The sequence below is a fragment of the Rhodospirillales bacterium genome (assembly GCA_016710335.1).
Taxonomy (GTDB): domain Bacteria; phylum Pseudomonadota; class Alphaproteobacteria; order Rhodospirillales; family Defluviicoccaceae; genus JADJXQ01.
Genome location: JADJXQ010000002.1, coordinates 322,067 through 339,902, shown reverse-complemented (window position 1 = coordinate 339,902; position 17,836 = coordinate 322,067). Strand labels below are relative to the sequence as shown.

General features: G+C 61.7%; 17 protein-coding genes. 9 read left to right on the top strand and 8 right to left on the bottom strand.

Annotated elements, in window-relative coordinates; all coding sequences use genetic code 11:
• Positions 1-196: 196 nt before the first annotated feature.
• Both grpE and hrcA read right to left on the bottom strand, forming a co-directional pair.
• Positions 197-943, bottom strand: a complete 747-nt coding sequence (gene grpE, locus IPM60_04805) for a nucleotide exchange factor GrpE (GenBank protein ID MBK8907230.1) — start codon at positions 941-943, stop codon at positions 197-199.
• A gap of 33 nt (positions 944-976) precedes the next feature.
• Complete coding sequence (gene hrcA / locus IPM60_04800; protein MBK8907229.1) at positions 977-2,062, bottom strand: heat-inducible transcriptional repressor HrcA; 1,086 nt, start codon at positions 2,060-2,062, stop codon at positions 977-979.
• Between the two features lie 217 nt (positions 2,063-2,279).
• Here hrcA and rph point away from each other — a divergent pair, with 217 nt between their 5' ends.
• The 4 genes from rph to IPM60_04780 all read left to right on the top strand — a co-directional run bounded on the left by rph (position 2,280) and on the right by IPM60_04780 (position 6,166).
• The gene (gene rph, locus IPM60_04795) at positions 2,280-3,005 is read left to right on the top strand and encodes a ribonuclease PH (protein MBK8907228.1); all 726 of its coding nucleotides are present in this window, start codon (positions 2,280-2,282) and stop codon (positions 3,003-3,005) included.
• Between the two features lie 129 nt (positions 3,006-3,134).
• Positions 3,135-4,316: an aspartate aminotransferase family protein gene (locus IPM60_04790; GenBank protein ID MBK8907227.1), complete on the top strand. Its 1,182-nt coding sequence runs from the start codon at positions 3,135-3,137 to the stop codon at positions 4,314-4,316.
• A gap of 1 nt (position 4,317) precedes the next feature.
• The gene (argF, locus tag IPM60_04785) at positions 4,318-5,232 is read left to right on the top strand and encodes an ornithine carbamoyltransferase (GenBank protein MBK8907226.1); all 915 of its coding nucleotides are present in this window, start codon (positions 4,318-4,320) and stop codon (positions 5,230-5,232) included.
• A 19-nt stretch (positions 5,233-5,251) separates the two neighbouring features.
• The gene (locus IPM60_04780) at positions 5,252-6,166 is read left to right on the top strand and encodes an Hsp33 family molecular chaperone HslO (protein ID MBK8907225.1); all 915 of its coding nucleotides are present in this window, start codon (positions 5,252-5,254) and stop codon (positions 6,164-6,166) included.
• Positions 6,167-6,221: 55 nt separating this feature from the next.
• On the opposite strand, the gene IPM60_04775 is transcribed toward IPM60_04780, so the two are convergent.
• The 3 genes from IPM60_04775 to IPM60_04765 all read right to left on the bottom strand — a co-directional run bounded on the left by IPM60_04775 (position 6,222) and on the right by IPM60_04765 (position 10,291).
• Positions 6,222-7,355: a glycosyltransferase family 4 protein gene (locus IPM60_04775; GenBank protein MBK8907224.1), complete on the bottom strand. Its 1,134-nt coding sequence runs from the start codon at positions 7,353-7,355 to the stop codon at positions 6,222-6,224.
• Between the two features lie 264 nt (positions 7,356-7,619).
• Entirely contained in the window at positions 7,620-7,820 is a 201-nt protein-coding gene (locus IPM60_04770; protein MBK8907223.1) for a hypothetical protein, read from the bottom strand.
• Entirely contained in the window at positions 7,805-10,291 is a 2,487-nt protein-coding gene (locus IPM60_04765) for a hypothetical protein (GenBank protein ID MBK8907222.1), read from the bottom strand. Before IPM60_04765 ends, IPM60_04770 begins: the two co-directional genes overlap by 16 nt.
• A 624-nt stretch (positions 10,292-10,915) precedes the next feature.
• Here IPM60_04765 and IPM60_04760 point away from each other — a divergent pair.
• Positions 10,916-12,403 (top strand): hypothetical protein, encoded by a 1,488-nt coding sequence (locus IPM60_04760; protein MBK8907221.1) that lies wholly within the window; start codon positions 10,916-10,918, stop codon positions 12,401-12,403.
• Between the two features lie 2 nt (positions 12,404-12,405).
• Positions 12,406-13,008, top strand: a complete 603-nt coding sequence (locus tag IPM60_04755) for an acyltransferase (protein ID MBK8907220.1) — start codon at positions 12,406-12,408, stop codon at positions 13,006-13,008.
• 116 nt (positions 13,009-13,124) lie between these two features.
• Here the strand turns inward: IPM60_04755 and IPM60_04750 are convergent, their stop codons facing one another.
• Entirely contained in the window at positions 13,125-13,973 is an 849-nt protein-coding gene (locus tag IPM60_04750; GenBank protein MBK8907219.1) for a sulfotransferase domain-containing protein, read from the bottom strand.
• A 302-nt stretch (positions 13,974-14,275) separates the two neighbouring features.
• On the opposite strand from IPM60_04750, the gene IPM60_04745 reads away from it, so the two are divergent.
• Entirely contained in the window at positions 14,276-15,214 is a 939-nt protein-coding gene (locus tag IPM60_04745; GenBank protein MBK8907218.1) for a PRC-barrel domain-containing protein, read from the top strand.
• A gap of 69 nt (positions 15,215-15,283) precedes the next feature.
• On the opposite strand, the gene IPM60_04740 is transcribed toward IPM60_04745, so the two are convergent.
• On the bottom strand, positions 15,284-15,763 hold the full coding sequence (locus IPM60_04740) for a gamma-glutamylcyclotransferase (protein MBK8907217.1): 480 nt from the start codon (positions 15,761-15,763) through the stop codon (positions 15,284-15,286).
• Positions 15,764-16,002: 239 nt separating this feature from the next.
• On the opposite strand from IPM60_04740, the gene IPM60_04735 reads away from it, so the two are divergent.
• Positions 16,003-16,734 (top strand): hypothetical protein, encoded by a 732-nt coding sequence (locus tag IPM60_04735; GenBank protein MBK8907216.1) that lies wholly within the window; start codon positions 16,003-16,005, stop codon positions 16,732-16,734.
• Between the two features lie 128 nt (positions 16,735-16,862).
• Here the strand turns inward: IPM60_04735 and IPM60_04730 are convergent, their stop codons facing one another.
• On the bottom strand, positions 16,863-17,099 hold the full coding sequence (locus IPM60_04730) for a DUF1467 family protein (protein MBK8907215.1): 237 nt from the start codon (positions 17,097-17,099) through the stop codon (positions 16,863-16,865).
• A 225-nt stretch (positions 17,100-17,324) separates the two neighbouring features.
• On the opposite strand from IPM60_04730, the gene IPM60_04725 reads away from it, so the two are divergent.
• Entirely contained in the window at positions 17,325-17,801 is a 477-nt protein-coding gene (locus tag IPM60_04725) for a VOC family protein (protein MBK8907214.1), read from the top strand.
• Positions 17,802-17,836: the final 35 nt, after the last annotated feature.

The following is a 17,836-nucleotide window of genomic DNA, read 5'->3' as shown; positions in this document are numbered from 1 at the left end:
TCTCAGGACATCATTGCGATTGCCGATGACATAGTGCTGCCTGACCGCTCGCACAACGCGTGCAGAAAAACACCGGCGGTAGAAGGCGAAAGCGCCAGCCTAGGCAAATTTCGTCCCGCGCCATGCCGAGTGCAGTGGGCCGAATCTTTAAGTAGAGTGACGTTGCCAGCCTGCGCCGGTGCAGTCCACCAACCGGCTAGACCTCCTTGTCGACAGCGGGCGCGGCTTCGGCGCGGTGAGGTTCGTTGATCCCGCCGGCCCCGTCTTGCGGCGCCGATCTCGGTCCGCCTCGGGAAACACCCACGCGGGCGGGGCGCAGGGGACGATCGTGGATGCGGTAGCCGGGTTCCAGGATCTGAACCACCGTGCCATGCGGAACCGCGTCGTTCGGCAACTCGAACATCGCCTCATGCACGTTGGGATCGAACGGCTGGCCGTCCGCTTCGATGGGGGTGATGCCGTGGCGTGCGAACGCGGCAAGCAAGGCCTTCTCCGTCATCTCCACGCCGGCGACCAACGCGCTCAGGGCAGGGTCGTTCTGGCAGGCCTCGCGATCAACGGCAGCCAAGGCACGCTGCAGGTTGTCGGCAACCGCAAGCAATTCGCGAGCGAAGCCGGTTACCGCGTAGTTGCCGGCATCTTGACGCTCCCGCGCCGCGCGCCGCCGCAGGTTTTCCATCTCCGCCAGCGCCCGCAGATGCTTATCCTTCAGTTCGGCGATCTCGGCGTCGGCTGCAGCGAGGCGTTCGAGCAAGGCTGCCGTATCCACCGGATCAGCGGTCTGCGCCCCGTCACCCTCGGCCAGCGAGGTGGCGTCATATGCGTCGGTCGCTGTCTCTCCACCGCCCATCTCGCGAGCGTTGGATGCGACCTGTGCGGCTCGGTCCACCTCCGGGCTTTGCCCCCGGATCTCGATGTTGTCGTTGGCTTTTTCTCGTGACATGGATGGCCCTCTGGTCTGAAGTGGTCTCAGGGTTCAGCCGATCAATTCCCCGACCAGCTTGGCGGTGTAGTCTACCATCGGAATGATTCGCGCATAATTCATGCGGGTCGGTCCGATCACGCCGATGGCGCCGATGATGTTGCGGCGGCTACCCCGATATGGGCTTATAATCAGTGCGCACCCGGCAACGTTGAATAGCTGGTTTCCGGAACCGATGAAGATCTGGACGCCCTCGGCATTGTCGACGAGGGACAGCACGTTGAGCATCATCTCCTTGGTTTCGAGGATCGAGAACAGGGCACGGACCTGCTCCAACTCCTCGATGCCCTGGATTTCCTCGAGCAGGTTGGCCTGCCCGCGAACGATCAGCGATGCGCCGCTTTCGCCCCCCGCCCAAGTCGCGAGACCCGATTCCACCACCTTGCCGGCGAGATCGCCGAGACGTGCCTCGTGCGTCTTGAGCTCGGCGAGGATTTCTGCGCGGGCATCGGCGATGGACCGGCCGACCAGGCGCGCGCTCAGGAAGTTCGAGGCTTCTACGAGGGCCGACGGGCGGAGGTCCGGCGGCACTTCGACGATGCGGTTCTCGACCATGCCGTTGTCGTGGACGAGAACGACCAGCGCGCGGCCGGGGTTGAGATTGACGATCTCGATGTGCTTGAGGGGACCGTCGTTCTTCGGCGCCATGACCAAGCCGGCGCAGTGGGAGAGCCCGGACAGCGTCGTCGTCGCCTTCTCCAGCAAGCCCTCGATGCTGGACGCTGAGCCGGCGAACTGCTCGGAAAGATTACGGCGTTCCTCCTCGGGGAGATCCCCTATGCGAAGTAACCCGTCCACGAACAGACGCAGGCCCAACTCGGTCGGCAGGCGGCCCGCGGACGTGTGCGGCGCGAACAGAAGTCCGGCTTCTTCGAGATCCGCCATGACATTGCGGATCGTTGCCGGCGAGAGATTGAGGCCCTGAGATAATCCAGAAACTGCTCCGAATGCCAGAGAAGAGTTTGCGCTCAATCTCTTCGACAGCGTGCGCGAGCCGATCGGTTCGCCGGTCTCCAGGTAGGCGTCGACGATGTGGCGAAATATGGTGCGCGAACGCTGATTGAGTTCAGAAACCAGCATGTCCTGTCTGTGATCCGGAGTCTGCAGCTTCGTTGTTCCGTCTGTCCGCAACGCCTGGCGCCCAGCTTACGTGGGGCCCCCCGCCGGGCACTACGCAATATGTAGCCTCGGGTCCGGCAAGCGTCAACGTGACCGGGCTTTACGAGCCGGTGCGGCCGGAGTAGCCTCTGCCGCTTTCCCCGCTCCCTTTCATCCCTGACTATGCGAGATTTGCCCGATGAGACCCTCCGGTCGCGCCTCCGACAAGCTGCGCCAAGTCGTTCTGGAGACGGAGGTGAGCAAGTACGCGGAGGGGTCGTGCCTGGTGCGGTTTGGGGACACCCACGTGCTTTGCACCGCTTCAGTGGAGGATCGCGTGCCGGCGTTCATCCGCGACACCGGCCGCGGCTGGGTGACGGCGGAATACGGGATGCTGCCGCGAGCTACACAAGAGCGCACCGCGCGCGAGGCGGCGCGCGGCAAGCAGGGCGGCCGCACGCACGAGATCCAGCGCTTGATCGGGCGCAGCCTGCGCGCGGTGGTTGACCGTGCCGCCATGGGTGAGATGCAGATTCGCGTCGACTGCGACGTCATCCAGGCCGACGGCGGCACCCGCACGGCGTCCATCACCGGCGCCTATGTCGCGCTGCATCTGGCGTTCCGGCGGCTGGTGGATCTCGGCATCCTGACGAGCATCCCGCTGATTGATCAGGTCGCCGCCGTCTCCTGCGGTATCTATAAAGGCGCGCCAGTGCTCGATCTGGACTACGCCGAGGACAGCGCTGCGCTGACCGACGCCAACTTCGTCCTCACCGGCCGCGGCGGCATCGTCGAGATTCAGGCCACCGCCGAGGAAGCGCCGTTCACGGATGCACAATTCGCCGACATGCTCACCCTGGCCCGCAAGGGCGTGGCCGAGCTGATTTCCCATCAGCGCAAGGTTCTGGTGGCGCCGGCTGGATGAGCGGGCGCGGGCACGGCGCGATCCATCCTCGGCGTGTCAGCGTTGACAGGGCGCGTGCCGCTTCACTAAGTTTGCGCCTTTTCGGTGCCGGCGGTAGCGTGCCTCGGCAGCGTTGCTCAGGAGACCGTCGTGCACTCTGCGCTTATGTCCAACTATCGGCGCTTCGACCTCGCCTTCGAGCGGGGTGAAGGTCCGTATCTCTTCTCTCATGACGGACGGCGCTATCTTGACTTCGCGGCCGGCATCGCCGTCGCTGCGCTCGGACACTGCCATCCGCATCTGGTGGCGGCGTTGCAGCGGCAGGCGGAGCGGCTGTGGCACTGCTCCAACCTCTACAACGTTCCCGAGCAGGAACGCCTTGCCGAGCGGTTGGTGGGCGCCACTTTCGCCGACCGCGTGCTTTTCAGCAATTCGGGCGCCGAGGCCGTGGAGTGCGCCCTCAAGCTGGTCCGCAAGTACCACGATGACACTGGTCATCCCGAACGCTACCGGGTGATCGCCTGCGCCGGCGCCTTTCACGGCCGAACTCTGGCGACGATCGCCGCTGGCGGGTCGCCCCGCCACCTAGAAGGCTTCGCCCCTGCCGTCGATGGTTTCGACCACGTCGCGTTCGGCAACGTCGATCAGGTTCGAGCAGCGGTTACGAGAGAGACGGGTGCTATACTGGTGGAGCCGGTGCAGGGCGAAGGAGGAGTGCGCGCCGCCAGCGACGCGTTCCTGATCGGGTTGCGCGAGGTTGCGGACGAATGCGGGCTGCTGCTGATCTTCGATGAGGTGCAGTGCGGCATGGGCCGCACCGGCAAGCTGTTCGCCCACGAATGGGCAGGCGTGACGCCCGATGTCATGGCGGTGGCCAAGGGACTCGGCGGCGGCTTTCCGATCGGCGCCTGCTTGGCTACCGAAGCAGCCGCCGCTGCCCTCTCCCCGGGCAGTCATGGCAGCACGTTCGGCGGCAATCCGCTGGCGATGGCGGTGGGGAACGCAGTGCTCGACGTGATGCTGGCAGAGGGCTTTCTCGAAAGCGTGCAGGAAGCCGCCCGGCATCTCGACCGGCACGTGACGGCGCTCGCGGCTTCGTATCCGCAGCAGATTACGGAGCTGCGGGGGCGGGGGTTGATGCGCGGCCTCAAGCTGTCCTCCGATGTGCGGCCGTTCGTGGCGCAACTTATGGAGCTGGGGTTGCTGGTGGTGCCGGCCGCCGAGGATGTGGTGCGGCTGGTGCCGCCGTTGATCATCGGCGAACAACAGGTGGTCGAAGCGGCGGGGATTTTGGACACAGCATGCGCCCAGCTGGGCGACAAGGCCGCCTAGGATGGCAACGCCTCGGCATTTCCTGGATCTTGATCATTTCGACCAGGCGACGCTCCGCTCGATCTTGGGGACCGCCGCGGACTTCAAACGCAGCGGCGACCAGCGGCAACACGCGACGCTGTTGTGCGGGCGGACGCTGGCGATGATTTTCGAGAAGCCATCAACGCGAACGCGCGTGTCGTTCGAGGTGGCAATGCAGCAACTCGGTGGCCACGCCGTGATCCTGTCGGACAGCGACTCCCAGTTGATCCGCGGGGAAAGCATGGCCGACACGGGGCGTGTGCTGTCGCGCTACGTGGACGCGATCATGATCCGCACGACGCACGCTGAGCGGCTGGCCGAATTGGCTAGTCATGCCACGGTGCCGGTCATCAACGGCCTGACCGACGAGTCCCACCCGTGCCAGCTAATGGCCGATATCATGACGTATGAGGAAGCGCGGGGCAGCATCGCGGATCGCACGGTAGCCTGGTGCGGCGACGCCAACAATGTTGCACGCTCATGGATTCATGCGGCAGCGCGGTTCGGCTTCCGACTGCGGATTGCCACACCGAAGGTCCTTCGGCCGGCCGAGAAATGGGAGATGCAACTGAAAGACGCGGAGGATGGCTGGGTTCAGTTCACCGAGAGCCCGGAAACGGCGGTGGCCGACGCCGACTTGGTGGTGACCGACACCTGGGTGTCCATGGGAGATGATCGCAGAGAGGTACGCCACAATCTCCTCACGCCTTACCGAGTGGACGAGGCGCTCATGTCAAAGGCCAAACCAGACGCGTTGTTCATGCACTGCCTTCCGGCCCATCGCGGGCAGGAGGTCACGGCCGGGGTCATAGACGGCCCGCAGTCGGTGGTGTGGGACGAGGCGGAAAATCGACTTCACGCCCAGAAAGGCATTCTCGCATGGTGCCTCGGGTGAGCCTGCCGATGCGACCCCGGTGACACGCCGCCGCGACGATTTCGTCCAGCCGTTCCAGATCGAGGCGCCGGAGATACGCGGTCGTCTCGTTCGTCTCGGCCCCAGCCTCGATGCAATCCTGCGCGGGCATGGCTACCCGCAGCCGGTAGCATCGATGCTGGCGGAAATTCTGGTTCTTACGTGCGTCCTCGGCAGCGGCCTCAAGTTTGACGGCATCTTCACGCTGCAGATTCACGGAGATGGTCCGATAGGTCTCGTCGTCGCCGACTTGACGAGCGCCGGCGACTTGCGCGGCTATGTGCGCTACGACCACGACAGATTGGTAACCGCTGGCCCACGGCCCGAAGGGCCTGTTCCGCATCTCATCGGTGCCGGACGAATGGCTTTCACGGTCGATCAAGGTCCCCATGCCGAGCGCTACCAGGGCATCACGGCTCTGGAGGGGGCGACGGTGGCCGACTGCGCCCATGCGCACCTTCGCCAGTCGGAGCAACTGGAGACGGCGATCATCCTACGTGCAGCGGTGTCGGAAGCGTCGGCGTCCGGCGGTGAACAACGAGCCGCCGCGTTGATGTTGCAGCGGTTACCGCCGCGCAGTCCCGCTCTAATGGATGCGGAGGAGGATTGGCGACGCAGCGTCGCCCTCATGAGCAGCGTCACCCCGGAAGAACTGCTCGATCCGTCGGTTGCGGCTGCGGAGGTGCTTTACCGGCTGTTTCACGAAGACGGCGTGCGGATGTTCAAGACGCGCCCGTTGCGGCACAGATGCCGATGCTCACGGGCCAGGGTGGAGCGGACTCTACGCGCGTTCCCAAGCGCAGAGGTTGGCTCGTTCGTGGAGGATGACGGCGCTGTCCGGGTTCGCTGCGAGTTCTGCGCCGCGGAATACATCTTCGACGAGGCTGACCTGGAGCGTCTCTCCTTCCCGCAGTAGGGCTGGCCTTCCCCCAGTAGGGCTTGCGCCAGCGGATCGGGCGCGAGGGCCTCGCCTACACAGCTGACAAGTCGATTGCGCCGGCTGAACGGAGGTAACCCACCTGGGCGGCGGAGCGCAGGACCAGCCTATCGAGCAGGGATGCCCGCGAAGCTTCGAGAGCCTCCGGTCGACGCCGCAGTGGCTCGTACGGTCTGTGCCAGTGCAGTGCTTCCACGGTCAGCAATGGGTGGCGGCGATCCACAGTGGGCCGGCCGAGCAAATCTAGAAGTTTCGAAACGGAGTCACTCGTCCGGAACTCGCTTTCGAAGCGCGCCCGCGCGGCAGCTTGCATGACGAGGAGAACGGAGCGGTTGGTCGCCAGAAACCGGACACAGTCCATGGCTTGAGCGGACCAATCCTCGACCGGGCAGATGAACCCGTCGGTGCCGCTGTCGATCATCCAACGCATGGCTCCGTTGCCGTCGCTGGCGATGGGGACGGTGGCAGATTCCATGGCTTCCAGTATCGTCATAGGACACGCTTCGCGACGCGACGGGAACAAAAGGATGTCCGCCTCGCGGAGCGCTTTCGTGAACTCATCGCGGGGCACGCGCCCACGAACCGTCACATTCGAAGATTTCTCGATTCTCTTGACGGCGCTTCGCGGCAGGTGGCCAAAACACTCCAGGTGCACGCTCTCCCAAGCGCCGCTATCGGCGGCGACCATGGCGGCGATGATATGAGCTCCCTTGGAGCGGACGACTCCGCCGCTGTAGATGAGGCGAAGGGGCCGGCCGTCATCCACATCCTGCCGCGGCGGCACACCATTGTCGCGAGCGCCGTTCAGGATCACCGGGCACTTGAAGACGGGCACCCCATGCCGTGTCACGAAGATCTTTTGCAGGTCGTATGATATGGCGACGACATGATCGATCCATTCATGGGAACGGCAAGCGAGCGTAGCCTGGGTTCCGAATTCTGAATGACCCACGGACAGCACCGGACAGGCAAGGGCGGGCGCAAGGCTCTGCAGGACGGGGTTGTCGTTGTTGATGGCGGCGTCTATGCCCGCGTCTTTGATGTTGCGAAATGCGTTCTTAGTGGTGGCTCGAGGATCGTCGGACTGGGCCGTCGGGATATGCTGAATGTGGTGTTGATCCAGCCAAGCGGTATTGTTCGGCGGCGGCGACATGAAAATGACGTGCATTCCGCGCGATCGCAGCTCTTCGCTGAGATCCTTGGCAAAAGCGCTGATTCCCGACCCTCTGTCAGGAGGACTGGAAGAGGCGATAAGAATCTTCATGCCATCGTACATCCCGCGCGTCGGCTGCCACTCGCTGCGACCGTAACCCATAATTCCTTCTGCGTACAAACTTCAGCCCTGGAGTTCTGGGAAGAAGGCTGGAGGCTGAGGTTTGTCGGGGAAGCAGGTTCGCGTGAAGCGCAAGTCGCGGGGCGGCGCCGGGGATGTTCACCACCAGCCGACGCGCCCGGCTTCCAAACGGCAGCCGCCCAGGCCCAGGCCCAGGCCCAGGCTCAGGCCCAAGCCCAAGCCCAAGCCCAAGCCCAAGCCCAAGCCCAAGCCCAGGCCCAGGCCCAGGCCCAGGCCCAGGCCCAGGCCCAGGCCCAGCCAGCGCCGCTCACGTTCTGCCCGCTTCAGAGTCTCATCCACGCAGCCGATCCGACCGGATAGTCGATGAGGGCGATGGTGTCCAAGTTGTCGATGGTTATGGCGCCTTCACCAATCGTGTCGGATCCGGCCGGAGCTAGAGTAACAACGCCGCCCGAGCGGTTAACGATGGTTACAGCCTGTCCATCGCCGGAGGCGGGCGGGAGGTTGAGCACGCCTGCGCCAGAGAGGCAGAGGACCTCGTTGTTGCTCTTTGTAAGTTCTGCAGGACTGTGCGCAGCCACAAACGGCGCGAAAGCGTTGTTCTCGCCTAGTACCTTCCAGCACAGCCACGCGGCGCCATCCCATTCGCCGATCAACAGGTATTCCTGCAGGGCACCCGGGGCGGTTGGCAACGGCGGCGGGGTTCCGCTGAGGACATAGTTGTCCCAGAAGTTCTCCGGCAACTTGTGTCCGCCCGTCTGGTCCTGTCTGATGATCAGCTGCCGCAAAGCGAAATAGGAACTGGAGGCACCGTAGTTGCTGTTGGTCACTTCCTTGACCTGTGTCGGCAAGGCGAGCGCACCCGTGATGTCTCCGGTGACCGTCAAGCGAGCGATCTGTTTGTATCCGAACGGGCAGTCCGCAGTGCCGCCGGAAATATCAGCAGAATTGAAAGGGTAGGTCGCGTCGCGAACTTCCTGGTCGACCACAAGGATGTTGTTATCCTCGTCGTACGTAAAGGGCCCGTCTGCCCCGAGTGATCCGCCGGCATTATACTGCACACTGCCGCCGGTTCCGGCGGGCGCACCGCCTGTACCTGCGGTGTTTGTAGTCTTGATCCACTGTGCGCCTGCCGCCGCGGCATCGACACAGACCCACTCCGTTCCGTTGCTGTTGTTGATCCATCGGGAGCCGACCGCATAACCGCTATCGGCGTCATCCGTGGAGCAGGGATCGACGCTGGAGGCAAGATTGACCTTCAGATCCGGCACGTTGCCAAGACCGACCTGTGCCTTGGTGACGGCATGGGGATTGCCCGTGTCGTCGACGTGCGAAGCAGCCGCGTAGGTACCGTCGTGGCTGTGGCTGGTGTCGGACTTGCCGGCCAGCGCCGTGTCGATTTGGGCGTGGGTGTAGTAGCGGGCGTCGCCACGGGCGTCGGTGTGGTATTGCGCGTGGTCGTCGTCAGCCAATCCGGTGAGCGCGGCGTGGTTCGTTACTCCGCCGCCTGCGCCACCGCTCGGGTCGTTCTTCCAGCGGCGCATGCCCGCTCCATCTGTCCCGTAGACCATATTGGCGCCGGGTGACGGTTCGTCGTTGACCAAGTTGAACGCGCGGTTGGCGCTCAGATCGCCGCCGCCAGTCAACGAGTAGCGTGCTTCGATGACGAGCCCCGCGGGCGCCGCCCCGACCTGCGCTGCAGTGACCGCGTGGGGATTGCCGGTGTCGCCGACATGCGACGCGGCTGCGTAGGTATTGTCGTGGCTGTGGCTGGTGTCGGACTTGCCGGCTAGCGCCGTGTCGATCTGGGCGTGGGTGTAGTAGCGCGCGTCGCCCCGGGCATCGGTGTGGTATTGCGCATGGTCGTCGTCGCCGAGGCCGGTAAGGGCGCCATGGTCGGTCACCCCGCCGCTAGGGTCGTTCTTCCAGCGGCGCACGCCAGCCACATCGGTGCCGTAGACCTTGTTGGCGCCGGGGGAGGACTCGTCGTTGACAAGGTTGATCACGCGGTCGGTGCCGAGATCCCCGCCGCCTGTCAAAGAGTACCGCGTGCCGACGCTTCGCGTAACAGGAGGCGCCCCCACCTGCACCGCGGTAACAGAATGGGGATTGGAGGTGTCGCCCAGGTGGATAGCCGGAACGTAATCGCCGTCATGATCATGACTGGTGTTCGACTTGCCGCCCAGAGCTGTGTCAACCTGGGAACGAGTATAATAGCGCGCGTCGCCGCGGGCATCTGTATGGTATTGAAGGTGGTCGTCGTCGCCGAGGCCGGTGAGCGCACCATGGTCCGTCGCGCCGCCGCCTGTGCCGACACCGCCGGACGGCGGATCGCTCACAATCAGGTTGCCATCCGCGTCGAAGTTGGGCCACTTGCCAGCCCGAGCCTGTCGTGGCGGCAAGACCAGATCGGCGTCCTCGTCATGTGCGGCGAGGCGAACCGACCGGTCGCGATCGGAAGTCAGATCCTGAAGAGCTGCAACTTGAAAATCGAGCTCGGCGTTCAAGGTTTCGGCTTTGAAGTAACCTGAGCTTTGGAAATCACTTACGCGCTCAATGGACACGTTTCGCACGATCGTGATGATCCGGTTCGCTGATCTGCCGGAGTTGAAGACAATGCTCCCAGTAGACGACTCTTGATCTATTTGAACTACATAGTCGGTGTAGAGGAACTTTCGATCTGCATCCTCGAATACAACGATATCCGCGTCCTTGAAAACCGCAAACGGGAAAAAGAACTCGGTCTGATCCTGCGAAGCGACGTATTGGATCCGCGGCTTTACGTTTGGGCTTATGGTGTTATCATCCATGGAACTCTCTCACCGGTGGCTGAATCGACTGTTTCAGACGTGCAGGATCGGCAACAACTGGGCGGCGCGCGCGCTGCTGAACCCGTGCACGTTAAGGCATATATTCCTCACATGATAAGAGACAAGGGCATTGATCATCGGTATGCGGAAATCTTTGGGGTTCTGCAGGCTCTTGCTACCTCGCCAGTTCGCGAGATCGCAGCGCAGCGTGCCGCTTGGAGCGGTGCGAGGACGTGGAGCAAAAATCGGTAGTCGTAGACAGGGGGCGCCTGCGAGGGCTAGGCGCGATCGTGGTCAATGCTACCTTTTGTAAATCACGGTGGGGTAGTGTATGCTTCAGGTGGTATAGATGGGCGGTGCGTCAGGTGACCAAGTTCGGCGCTCGATCATCGCTGCAAGCGCATCTTGCTGCCGCAAGAAACGGCCGTTGCCGAGAGGTTCCGTTTCTTGTAACGCGGAAGCGGTGTTCATTCTCGCTCCATGCATCTGCCCGGGAGCGTGTAGGGGCGGGGGCGGTAACGGTGACGGTGACGGGGTTCCTGCTGTTCGTGAGCCTTCCCACTCCTTTTGAGCAAAGCACGCCATGTCCAAACAACCGTTCTTTCACATAATTCGTGCGTCCGCATGACTGACACGTCCCGACTTCAAAACGGCACCGCCAAGCACGCCGGAAGCTTGATGCCGGTTTTCCCGCCGTCGCGCCCTGACCGTGTGCTCGCGCCACCCGCATCATCGGGCACAGCTGCGGCCGCGCCGGAGCAGGAGCGGCTGTCTTTTGCTCAATGGGCATGGATCGCGGCCTTAACGTTGTTGTTGTTGGACTCCCTCATTTCCTATTTCTTATCTACCTTTACCGGTAAAGATCTGCCGATCAACGCACTGGTGGCCCTCGTGGCATTGTCCGCCACGGTTATATTTGGTTTATACAGGATCATTCCACCGCCGGTGGCTCTTGTGAATCTTTTTTTATTATTTCTTGGTCTGTCTGTTGGAATCATAACAATCGACAAGTTACCGCTCACGATGTTCATAGGATTGTTCGGGGTGCTTATCGCCTTTTCGATTGGGTATGCGGCGATACGCTGGAACTCGAATGCCGAGGTATTTCGCCTCGTGTTCGTGGGAGTGGGTGCGCTCTATGCTGTCATATGTACGGTAGCACTTCTTAAAATTCATCCAAGTCTTTTCCCGCTCGAATATACCAACTGGGGGTATGAGGGACGTCTCTACGAAAGACCGCAAGTTACTACCGATCAGAACACGCAAGTGTTTTACCTTCTGATGATTCCGCTTGTGTTTTCACTAGCTAATCGCGCATGGCTAATTGCAGCAAGCAGTGCCTCGTTGATGTGTTCGTTCTACATATTGTCGCAGCTGCAGACGCGAAGTGGGATTCTGGTTCTCGGCGCGCTGACGGTGTTTTCGCTCGCATCTCCTTTGTGGTACAAGGAGCTTGGCCGAAAGAAACTGTTGCTACTACCTCTATTTGTTATTGTCCCTCTCGCCGCTCTGGTCGGAGGGTTTCTGGATGATCAGTTGGATGCGATCCTCTTGAGGTTTAGCAATACGGAGGAGACGGGAGGCGGGCGACTACTCGCGCTTCAATATTTATTCTCGCGCATTGGGAACACAGTATTCTGGCTGCCACAGGGCGAAGTGGACTGGCGCCGCATTCATTCCGGCGGGTCTCCGCACTCGATGCCGACGGTCATGTTTCTGTATGGGGGACTTCCCGCTCTCGTCGGGTGGGCCGGCTTGTTCGTATTGCCGACCATTGCTCTGGGTTGGCGCTTCCTAACCAAGAAGCTGGACCGGCTGGAAATCATGATCTTCGTGGCCGGCATGGGTTCGTTGGTGCTGTCAATGTCGTTGCCCCATCCGTTCAATGATCAGGCGTGGCTATGGACCGGAGCCGCGGTTGGAGCGCTCGAGCGATCCCGAAGACGGGAAATCGCGGCGGCGAGGGAAAGGGTGCCGCTGCTGCCCAGGCAGCCATTGGTAAAGGCCGAAGCAGCAGTACCGGAGACCGCCAAGGGCGGACGAGCACGGCCGGGGCGGGAGCCATGGCGCCGGAGTACGGGTGCTGCCGGCATGACGGGGGTCGCCAAGTGAACATCTGTCGTGTGGCGAGATTTGTGGCCTACTATGGTCTGCTGCGGCATATGCCGGCGTCGACGGGCCTATTCGGGTCGTTTTGGCAACGAATGAGGTTTCACTGCTGCCGCCGACTATTCTTGGCGTGCGGCGAGAACGTCAACATCGAGCGCGGCGCCTATTTCGGCGGGGGGCGTACCATACGCATCGGCGAAAATTCTGGCATGGGCATCAACGCGATCGTTCCGCGTGGCACGACCATAGGTGCGAACGTCATGATGGGGCCGGACGTCACGATCATTGCCCAGAACCATCGATTTTCGCGCCTGGATGTGCCCATGAACGCTCAAGGATTCGACGTGGAGCGTCCAGTGACGATTGGCGATGACGTTTGGATCGGGACACGAGTGATCATCCTCCCCGGCGTCACGATCGGCGCCGGCAGCATCCTTGGTGCGGGCGCGGTCATTGCCAAGGATGTGCCGGAACGGGCGATCGTTGTCGGCAATCCAATGCGCGTTCTGCGCTTCCGAGAGCAACAGGACGCTTCGGAGACACCATTGCGCCGGGACAGCGGGCCTACTCCCGCCTCGACTCTGGAGCGGCAACATCTCGGTGGCTGAGACAGAACGTTGGCGTCAGTGAAGCCGCACCAGCTTAAGGTGCTGGCTCGAACGTTCAGTAACGGAGTCACATCACGCCGGGCAGGCGGGCCGGACGGCCCTGACTTTATGGTGCGTTACGTCGCCCAGGCCGGAATACGTCGTCCGAGAATTTGTTCCAGATCCGACTTGCTTGCCCGAAACAGACCGCGGTAGTGCTCGGAAATGCGATCGTCGATACTGACCTTGATGGTTCGACCTCCCAGCAATGCAGACTTCAAGCCGAGGGCATGACCCAGATTTATCAACCAGTACATGTTCATGTCTTGTAGCTTGCGGGAAGCATTTACCATGAATGCGTATGCTCCCGGTAGACGCGGCAATCGCGACACGTTGACTTCCTGTTGGCCCGCTGCGTCGGGAAACCCGCCCGGCGTCAGATCAAGGAATGCTCCCAACTCGCGCTTGGCAGAGCCGACATCGGCAACGGCTTCTTCGAAGATGATGATGTGAAACCTGTCGCCGCCGAACTCCTGAAGAAACGGCTCCAGGTATCGAGCGTATAGACCCTGTTCGACCTGTTCCGGATGGGTTTCCATGAAACGCTCGAACGACCCTTCAAACCGGCGATACTGTAGGTATTTCTTGTAGGACGAAATTGCCCGCGCAAATGGCTCCCTGACAATGACAAGAAACTTATCGATCGATCCATAGTCGCGGATGCGGGCTGGTGCGGCGGTATCGTACATGGTGCCGGGAGAAATATCGCCGATCGCTCGATATATTTCGGCATCATCATCTTTTGGGAAAAACTGCTCGTACCAATCGGCACCCTTTTCGAAGTTGTGCGCAAAATAGTGCAGTTCTTTGTGAGCGGTCGGAACGTATACCTGAGGATGTGTGGACAACAGAGCGTAGAGCCATGTCGATCCCGCACCATAAGCACCGATACCGAGAAAATTCGGCTTCGCCCGATCTGCCCTCATATGGACTTGGCTCCTGATCCTACCCGCACCCTGACTGCATCGACGCCAAGCATGGTCAATCGATGTTGCACAACAATAGCGTGCACGGCGGCCGGACGCAACCATTCGTGCTCCCCCGGGTCGTCGAGCTCGCAAATTGCCAAGGTAATAGGCAAGCGGAACATTTGCCGGCGGCGACCGTTAATTCTTTGGAGACATGGCGGCGAAACCGTCGAGGATGGAGCCCGAGCAGACTCAGCTTTTCCGGCGATATCTCGGGCGGGTACGCTACAGGCTTCGTGGACACCGGTCAGGAGTGGACGATGTCGACACTGAAATGCACCACCGCCTTCGCGCTGGTGATGAGCGCAGGCGCCGTCTTGGCATCGACGGCACCGGCAGCAGCTAGCCCGCAGGGGAACAATTGTTCACTCTCTGCCGCTGGCGGCACGAATACCGATGCGCGCTTTCAAACACTAGATGCCGACGGGAACGGGGAAATTTCCAAAGAAGCATTCCGAAACTGCATGCAGACGTCAGTGGGATCGGAGACGCCGCAGCAAGACATGCAGAGGGCTGGCGAAACCCTCGTCGCTGCCGACCAAAATTCGGGTGGAAAGGCCGCAGCGGACGAGATCAAGCAGCAGCCAGCAACTTCCGAAGCGCCGCGCGCCCAGGCGAAGGTCGGCGAGTCCGAAGAAACCCACACGCAGGGTGCAACGGGCATGGAGGACGGCGCCACCGCCGGACCGGCCGCTGCAGCGGCGTCAACCGAGGGCACCCAAACGCCAGCCAGTGATAGCCCGGCAACCGACGCCACATCTGGCGAGCGTGCCACGCGCGCCAGTGCCGGAACCCCGTCGGCAGAGCCCTCCGACAGCGTCCGGACGGGCGGGCAGCAGGCGAACGGTCAGCAGAAGGCGGAGGTGTCATTCGGAGCCGGCGCTGAGAGCTTCAAAGCGGAAGATATCGTTGGTCGCGATGTCGTCAACCGTAATGGTGAGGACGTGGGCGAAATCTCAGCCGTGGTCGTGGATTCGCTGAAGCAGGACGTTTACGCCGTCGTGTCGATTGGCGGCTTTCTCGGGATTGGAGATCAGGAGGTCGTTATCCCTCTGACTGAATTGGACATCGGTGAAGACGCGGTCACGCTTATGTCGCAGCAGACACGGGATGAATTGAAGTCTCTTCCGGCATATGACGAGGAGAGTTACGAGCCAATCGACAGTGGGGCGGAACCTGCGGGCAGCAACGCGCGCTGAGGTTCTCCGAAGTTTTACGTCTCCTCGAGAGTACTTGTCGGGAGTGGCCGAAGCTGCTCCCGATGTTTTTTATGCGCCTGGTTTCGGTCGGCGCAGTGGGTGTAGCGTCACTTTATTGCGGATTGTGATGCGTGCAAGGCACTCCGCCTTGTGCCGCCGGCGCCAAGTATCGAAGCACCATCGCTCCGGTGACGCCGGCACCCACGGACGCGGAACGTACGCCAGTGCGGTGACCATGCGACCATTCAGCATGACCGAAAGCGGCGCTGTATCATACTCTCGGCCTTCGTGTGCGTTCAGGCGAGCCACCTCCTGGGCGCGCAGCCCGTGCACCACGATGCCGTAGACGAATTCGTCTAAACATCGTTGCAGGATGGGGTAGACGGCGCCGGCCCGCGTTGGTCGGTAGTACCCCTCGAGAACCGCCGACCGACGCGCCAATGAACCCACGCGCTTGCCACTCACGGCCGTCAGCACGTCGCGGTCCATCAAGGTGCCATAAAAGAAGCAGGTGAACGGGCCAAGAAGACCGGACGGCTTGATGATCACGAACTTCCGCTCACCGAGTCGAGGAGGATGGGCGGCGGCAGGACTCTGATCCACCGCGGGCGAGAGTGGGCGACATCCCGGCAAGCATTTCCGGCATAACCGACGCCTCTTGTCGCGGCCGATGATCGCGCGATCCGTGTGCGTGACGTCCGGCCCACAACGCTGCCCCACAAGCCCCTTGCATCATTATCTCATACGATGTATTTTTTATCGAAATACACGTCATAGGAGAAGCACGCATGTTTCATAAAGGAGTGAACGTCCGCAACGCCCGCTTGGTGACGGCGGCGATCGCAGCCACGGCACTCGCTTGGGCGTCTGATGCCTACGCCGGCCAAGTTGCCTTTCATCTCGACGACCATTTCTCCGGGCTCGGCACGCCGGAAGGGACATTGTCCGCGACAATCAGCGACGTGGCGCCCGGGTCCGTCATGATCACCATGGACGCGACCACGTTTTCGGGACCATGGGGCGTCAACATCGGTCGTTGGTGGTTCAATTCCAAGGAAGATCCGACGACATTCGCGTTCGAATATCAAGCGGCGTCGAGCGGCCCCAAAGCGGAGCAGGGCATCCACACTGCCTTCAATCCTTCCGCCCCCGCCAACCAATTCAAACCCGATCGTGACGGGTACTTCGACATCCTGTTCGACTTCAAGCCGACAGGAGCCAACGGCACAGTGTTCCAGCCGGGTGAGGTCGTCAATTACCTCGTCCAAGGCGTCGGCATCACCGCCGAAACGTTCAACCTGTTGAGCGACCACACCGTTCAGGGCGCCGGCCCCAACGGCCCGTTCACGTCCGTCGCGAGGCTAACCGGTTTCCCGGGCGGGGTCGCGGCGTTCCTCGGCGCCGATGATGCCGTGGTGACGGGCGATGTGGCGCCCGTGCCTATTCCGGGAGCCGCACTCCTGTTCGGCACGTCCCTGTTCTCCTTGGGGTTCTTGCGCCGTCACCGCGCACACGCCTGAACTCCGGTGTCATGCCAATAGGCGATAGAGGCGGCTCCCGGGAGCCGCCTCAACTCGTTGCCCGCTTGAGTATGGAACTGTTGTTCAAGCGGAAGCCCCACCCGGCATGCGTCGCCCATTTCATCCAGCTAGCGAAAGGAGATCAAGTCCATACGGATGATACCCCAAACGAGCATCCAGACTGCGGCGGCGGTGACGGTCGTGATCAACACTTTGAGCACGATCCGCGGCCGGCGGGGCGCGCCGGAGGCATGCCCCTTCTCGACGTCGGCGGCGTCTATGGGCTGTATGCCCCACGGTAAAACCATGAACAGGACCATCCACCAGATCACCACGTAGACGGTCAGGCCAGCGTAGAGCCCCATGGACCAGCTAAAGCTCCTGAATCACTGATGGTTCACCCGTGCTCTGCCGCGTGAACCGACATCCAACCCCGAATGCGCCGATCCGAATCCATTGAGCATAACGTACTCCCCTGGCCAGCGTGTTCCCTTTGGCATGTTGATGACCGATCGTCTTCACAATCCCGACAGGCCGTGGCATATTCCGTCGTCCGCATCATTCGGACAACGCACCAATGGGGAGTTTACATGAGCAGCAGGCCTTTCAAAGTACTCGGCATACAGCAGGTCGCCATCGGCGGTCCTGATAAAGAAAAGATGAAGAAATTGTGGGTGGACTCTCTCGGGTTGACGATTACGGGGAATTTCAGGAGCGAACGCGAAAACGTCGATGAGGATATCGCGGCGATAGGCTCGGGACCATTCAAAGTCGAAGTCGATCTGATGCAACCGGTTGATCCCGACAAAAAACCCGCGGTCCACAACACGCCCCTCAACCACATTGGCCTCTGGATAGACGACCTTCCTGCCGCGGTGGAATGGCTGTCAGCCAACGGCGTGCGTTTCGCCCCCGGTGGTATCCGAAAAGGAGCTGCAGGCTTCGATATCACGTTCCTGCACCCGAAGGGGAGCGAAGAGCAGCCTATCAGCGGCGAAGGGGTCCTGATCGAACTGGTGCAAGCGCCCCCCGAGGTCGTTGAAGCCTTTGAGAAAGTCGCCAGCTGAGCGCGGTGGAGGCGAACAAAAGGCCGCAGCGTTCC

Coding starts and splice junctions, on each gene's coding strand:
- hrcA (MBK8907229.1), bottom strand. CDS start 2,062: ATGCTGGTTTCTGAACTCAATCAGCGTTCGCGCACCATATTTCGCCAC.
- IPM60_04765 (MBK8907222.1), bottom strand. CDS start 10,291: ATGGATGATAACACCATAAGCCCAAACGTAAAGCCGCGGATCCAATAC.
- IPM60_04725 (MBK8907214.1), top strand. CDS start 17,325: ATGAGCAGCAGGCCTTTCAAAGTACTCGGCATACAGCAGGTCGCCATC.
- argF (MBK8907226.1), top strand. CDS start 4,318: ATGGCAACGCCTCGGCATTTCCTGGATCTTGATCATTTCGACCAGGCG.
- IPM60_04760 (MBK8907221.1), top strand. CDS start 10,916: ATGACTGACACGTCCCGACTTCAAAACGGCACCGCCAAGCACGCCGGA.
- IPM60_04750 (MBK8907219.1), bottom strand. CDS start 13,973: ATGAGGGCAGATCGGGCGAAGCCGAATTTTCTCGGTATCGGTGCTTAT.
- IPM60_04735 (MBK8907216.1), top strand. CDS start 16,003: ATGTTTCATAAAGGAGTGAACGTCCGCAACGCCCGCTTGGTGACGGCG.
- rph (MBK8907228.1), top strand. CDS start 2,280: ATGAGACCCTCCGGTCGCGCCTCCGACAAGCTGCGCCAAGTCGTTCTG.
- IPM60_04730 (MBK8907215.1), bottom strand. CDS start 17,099: ATGGGGCTCTACGCTGGCCTGACCGTCTACGTGGTGATCTGGTGGATG.
- IPM60_04745 (MBK8907218.1), top strand. CDS start 14,276: ATGTCGACACTGAAATGCACCACCGCCTTCGCGCTGGTGATGAGCGCA.
- grpE (MBK8907230.1), bottom strand. CDS start 943: ATGTCACGAGAAAAAGCCAACGACAACATCGAGATCCGGGGGCAAAGC.
- IPM60_04775 (MBK8907224.1), bottom strand. CDS start 7,355: ATGCACGTCATTTTCATGTCGCCGCCGCCGAACAATACCGCTTGGCTG.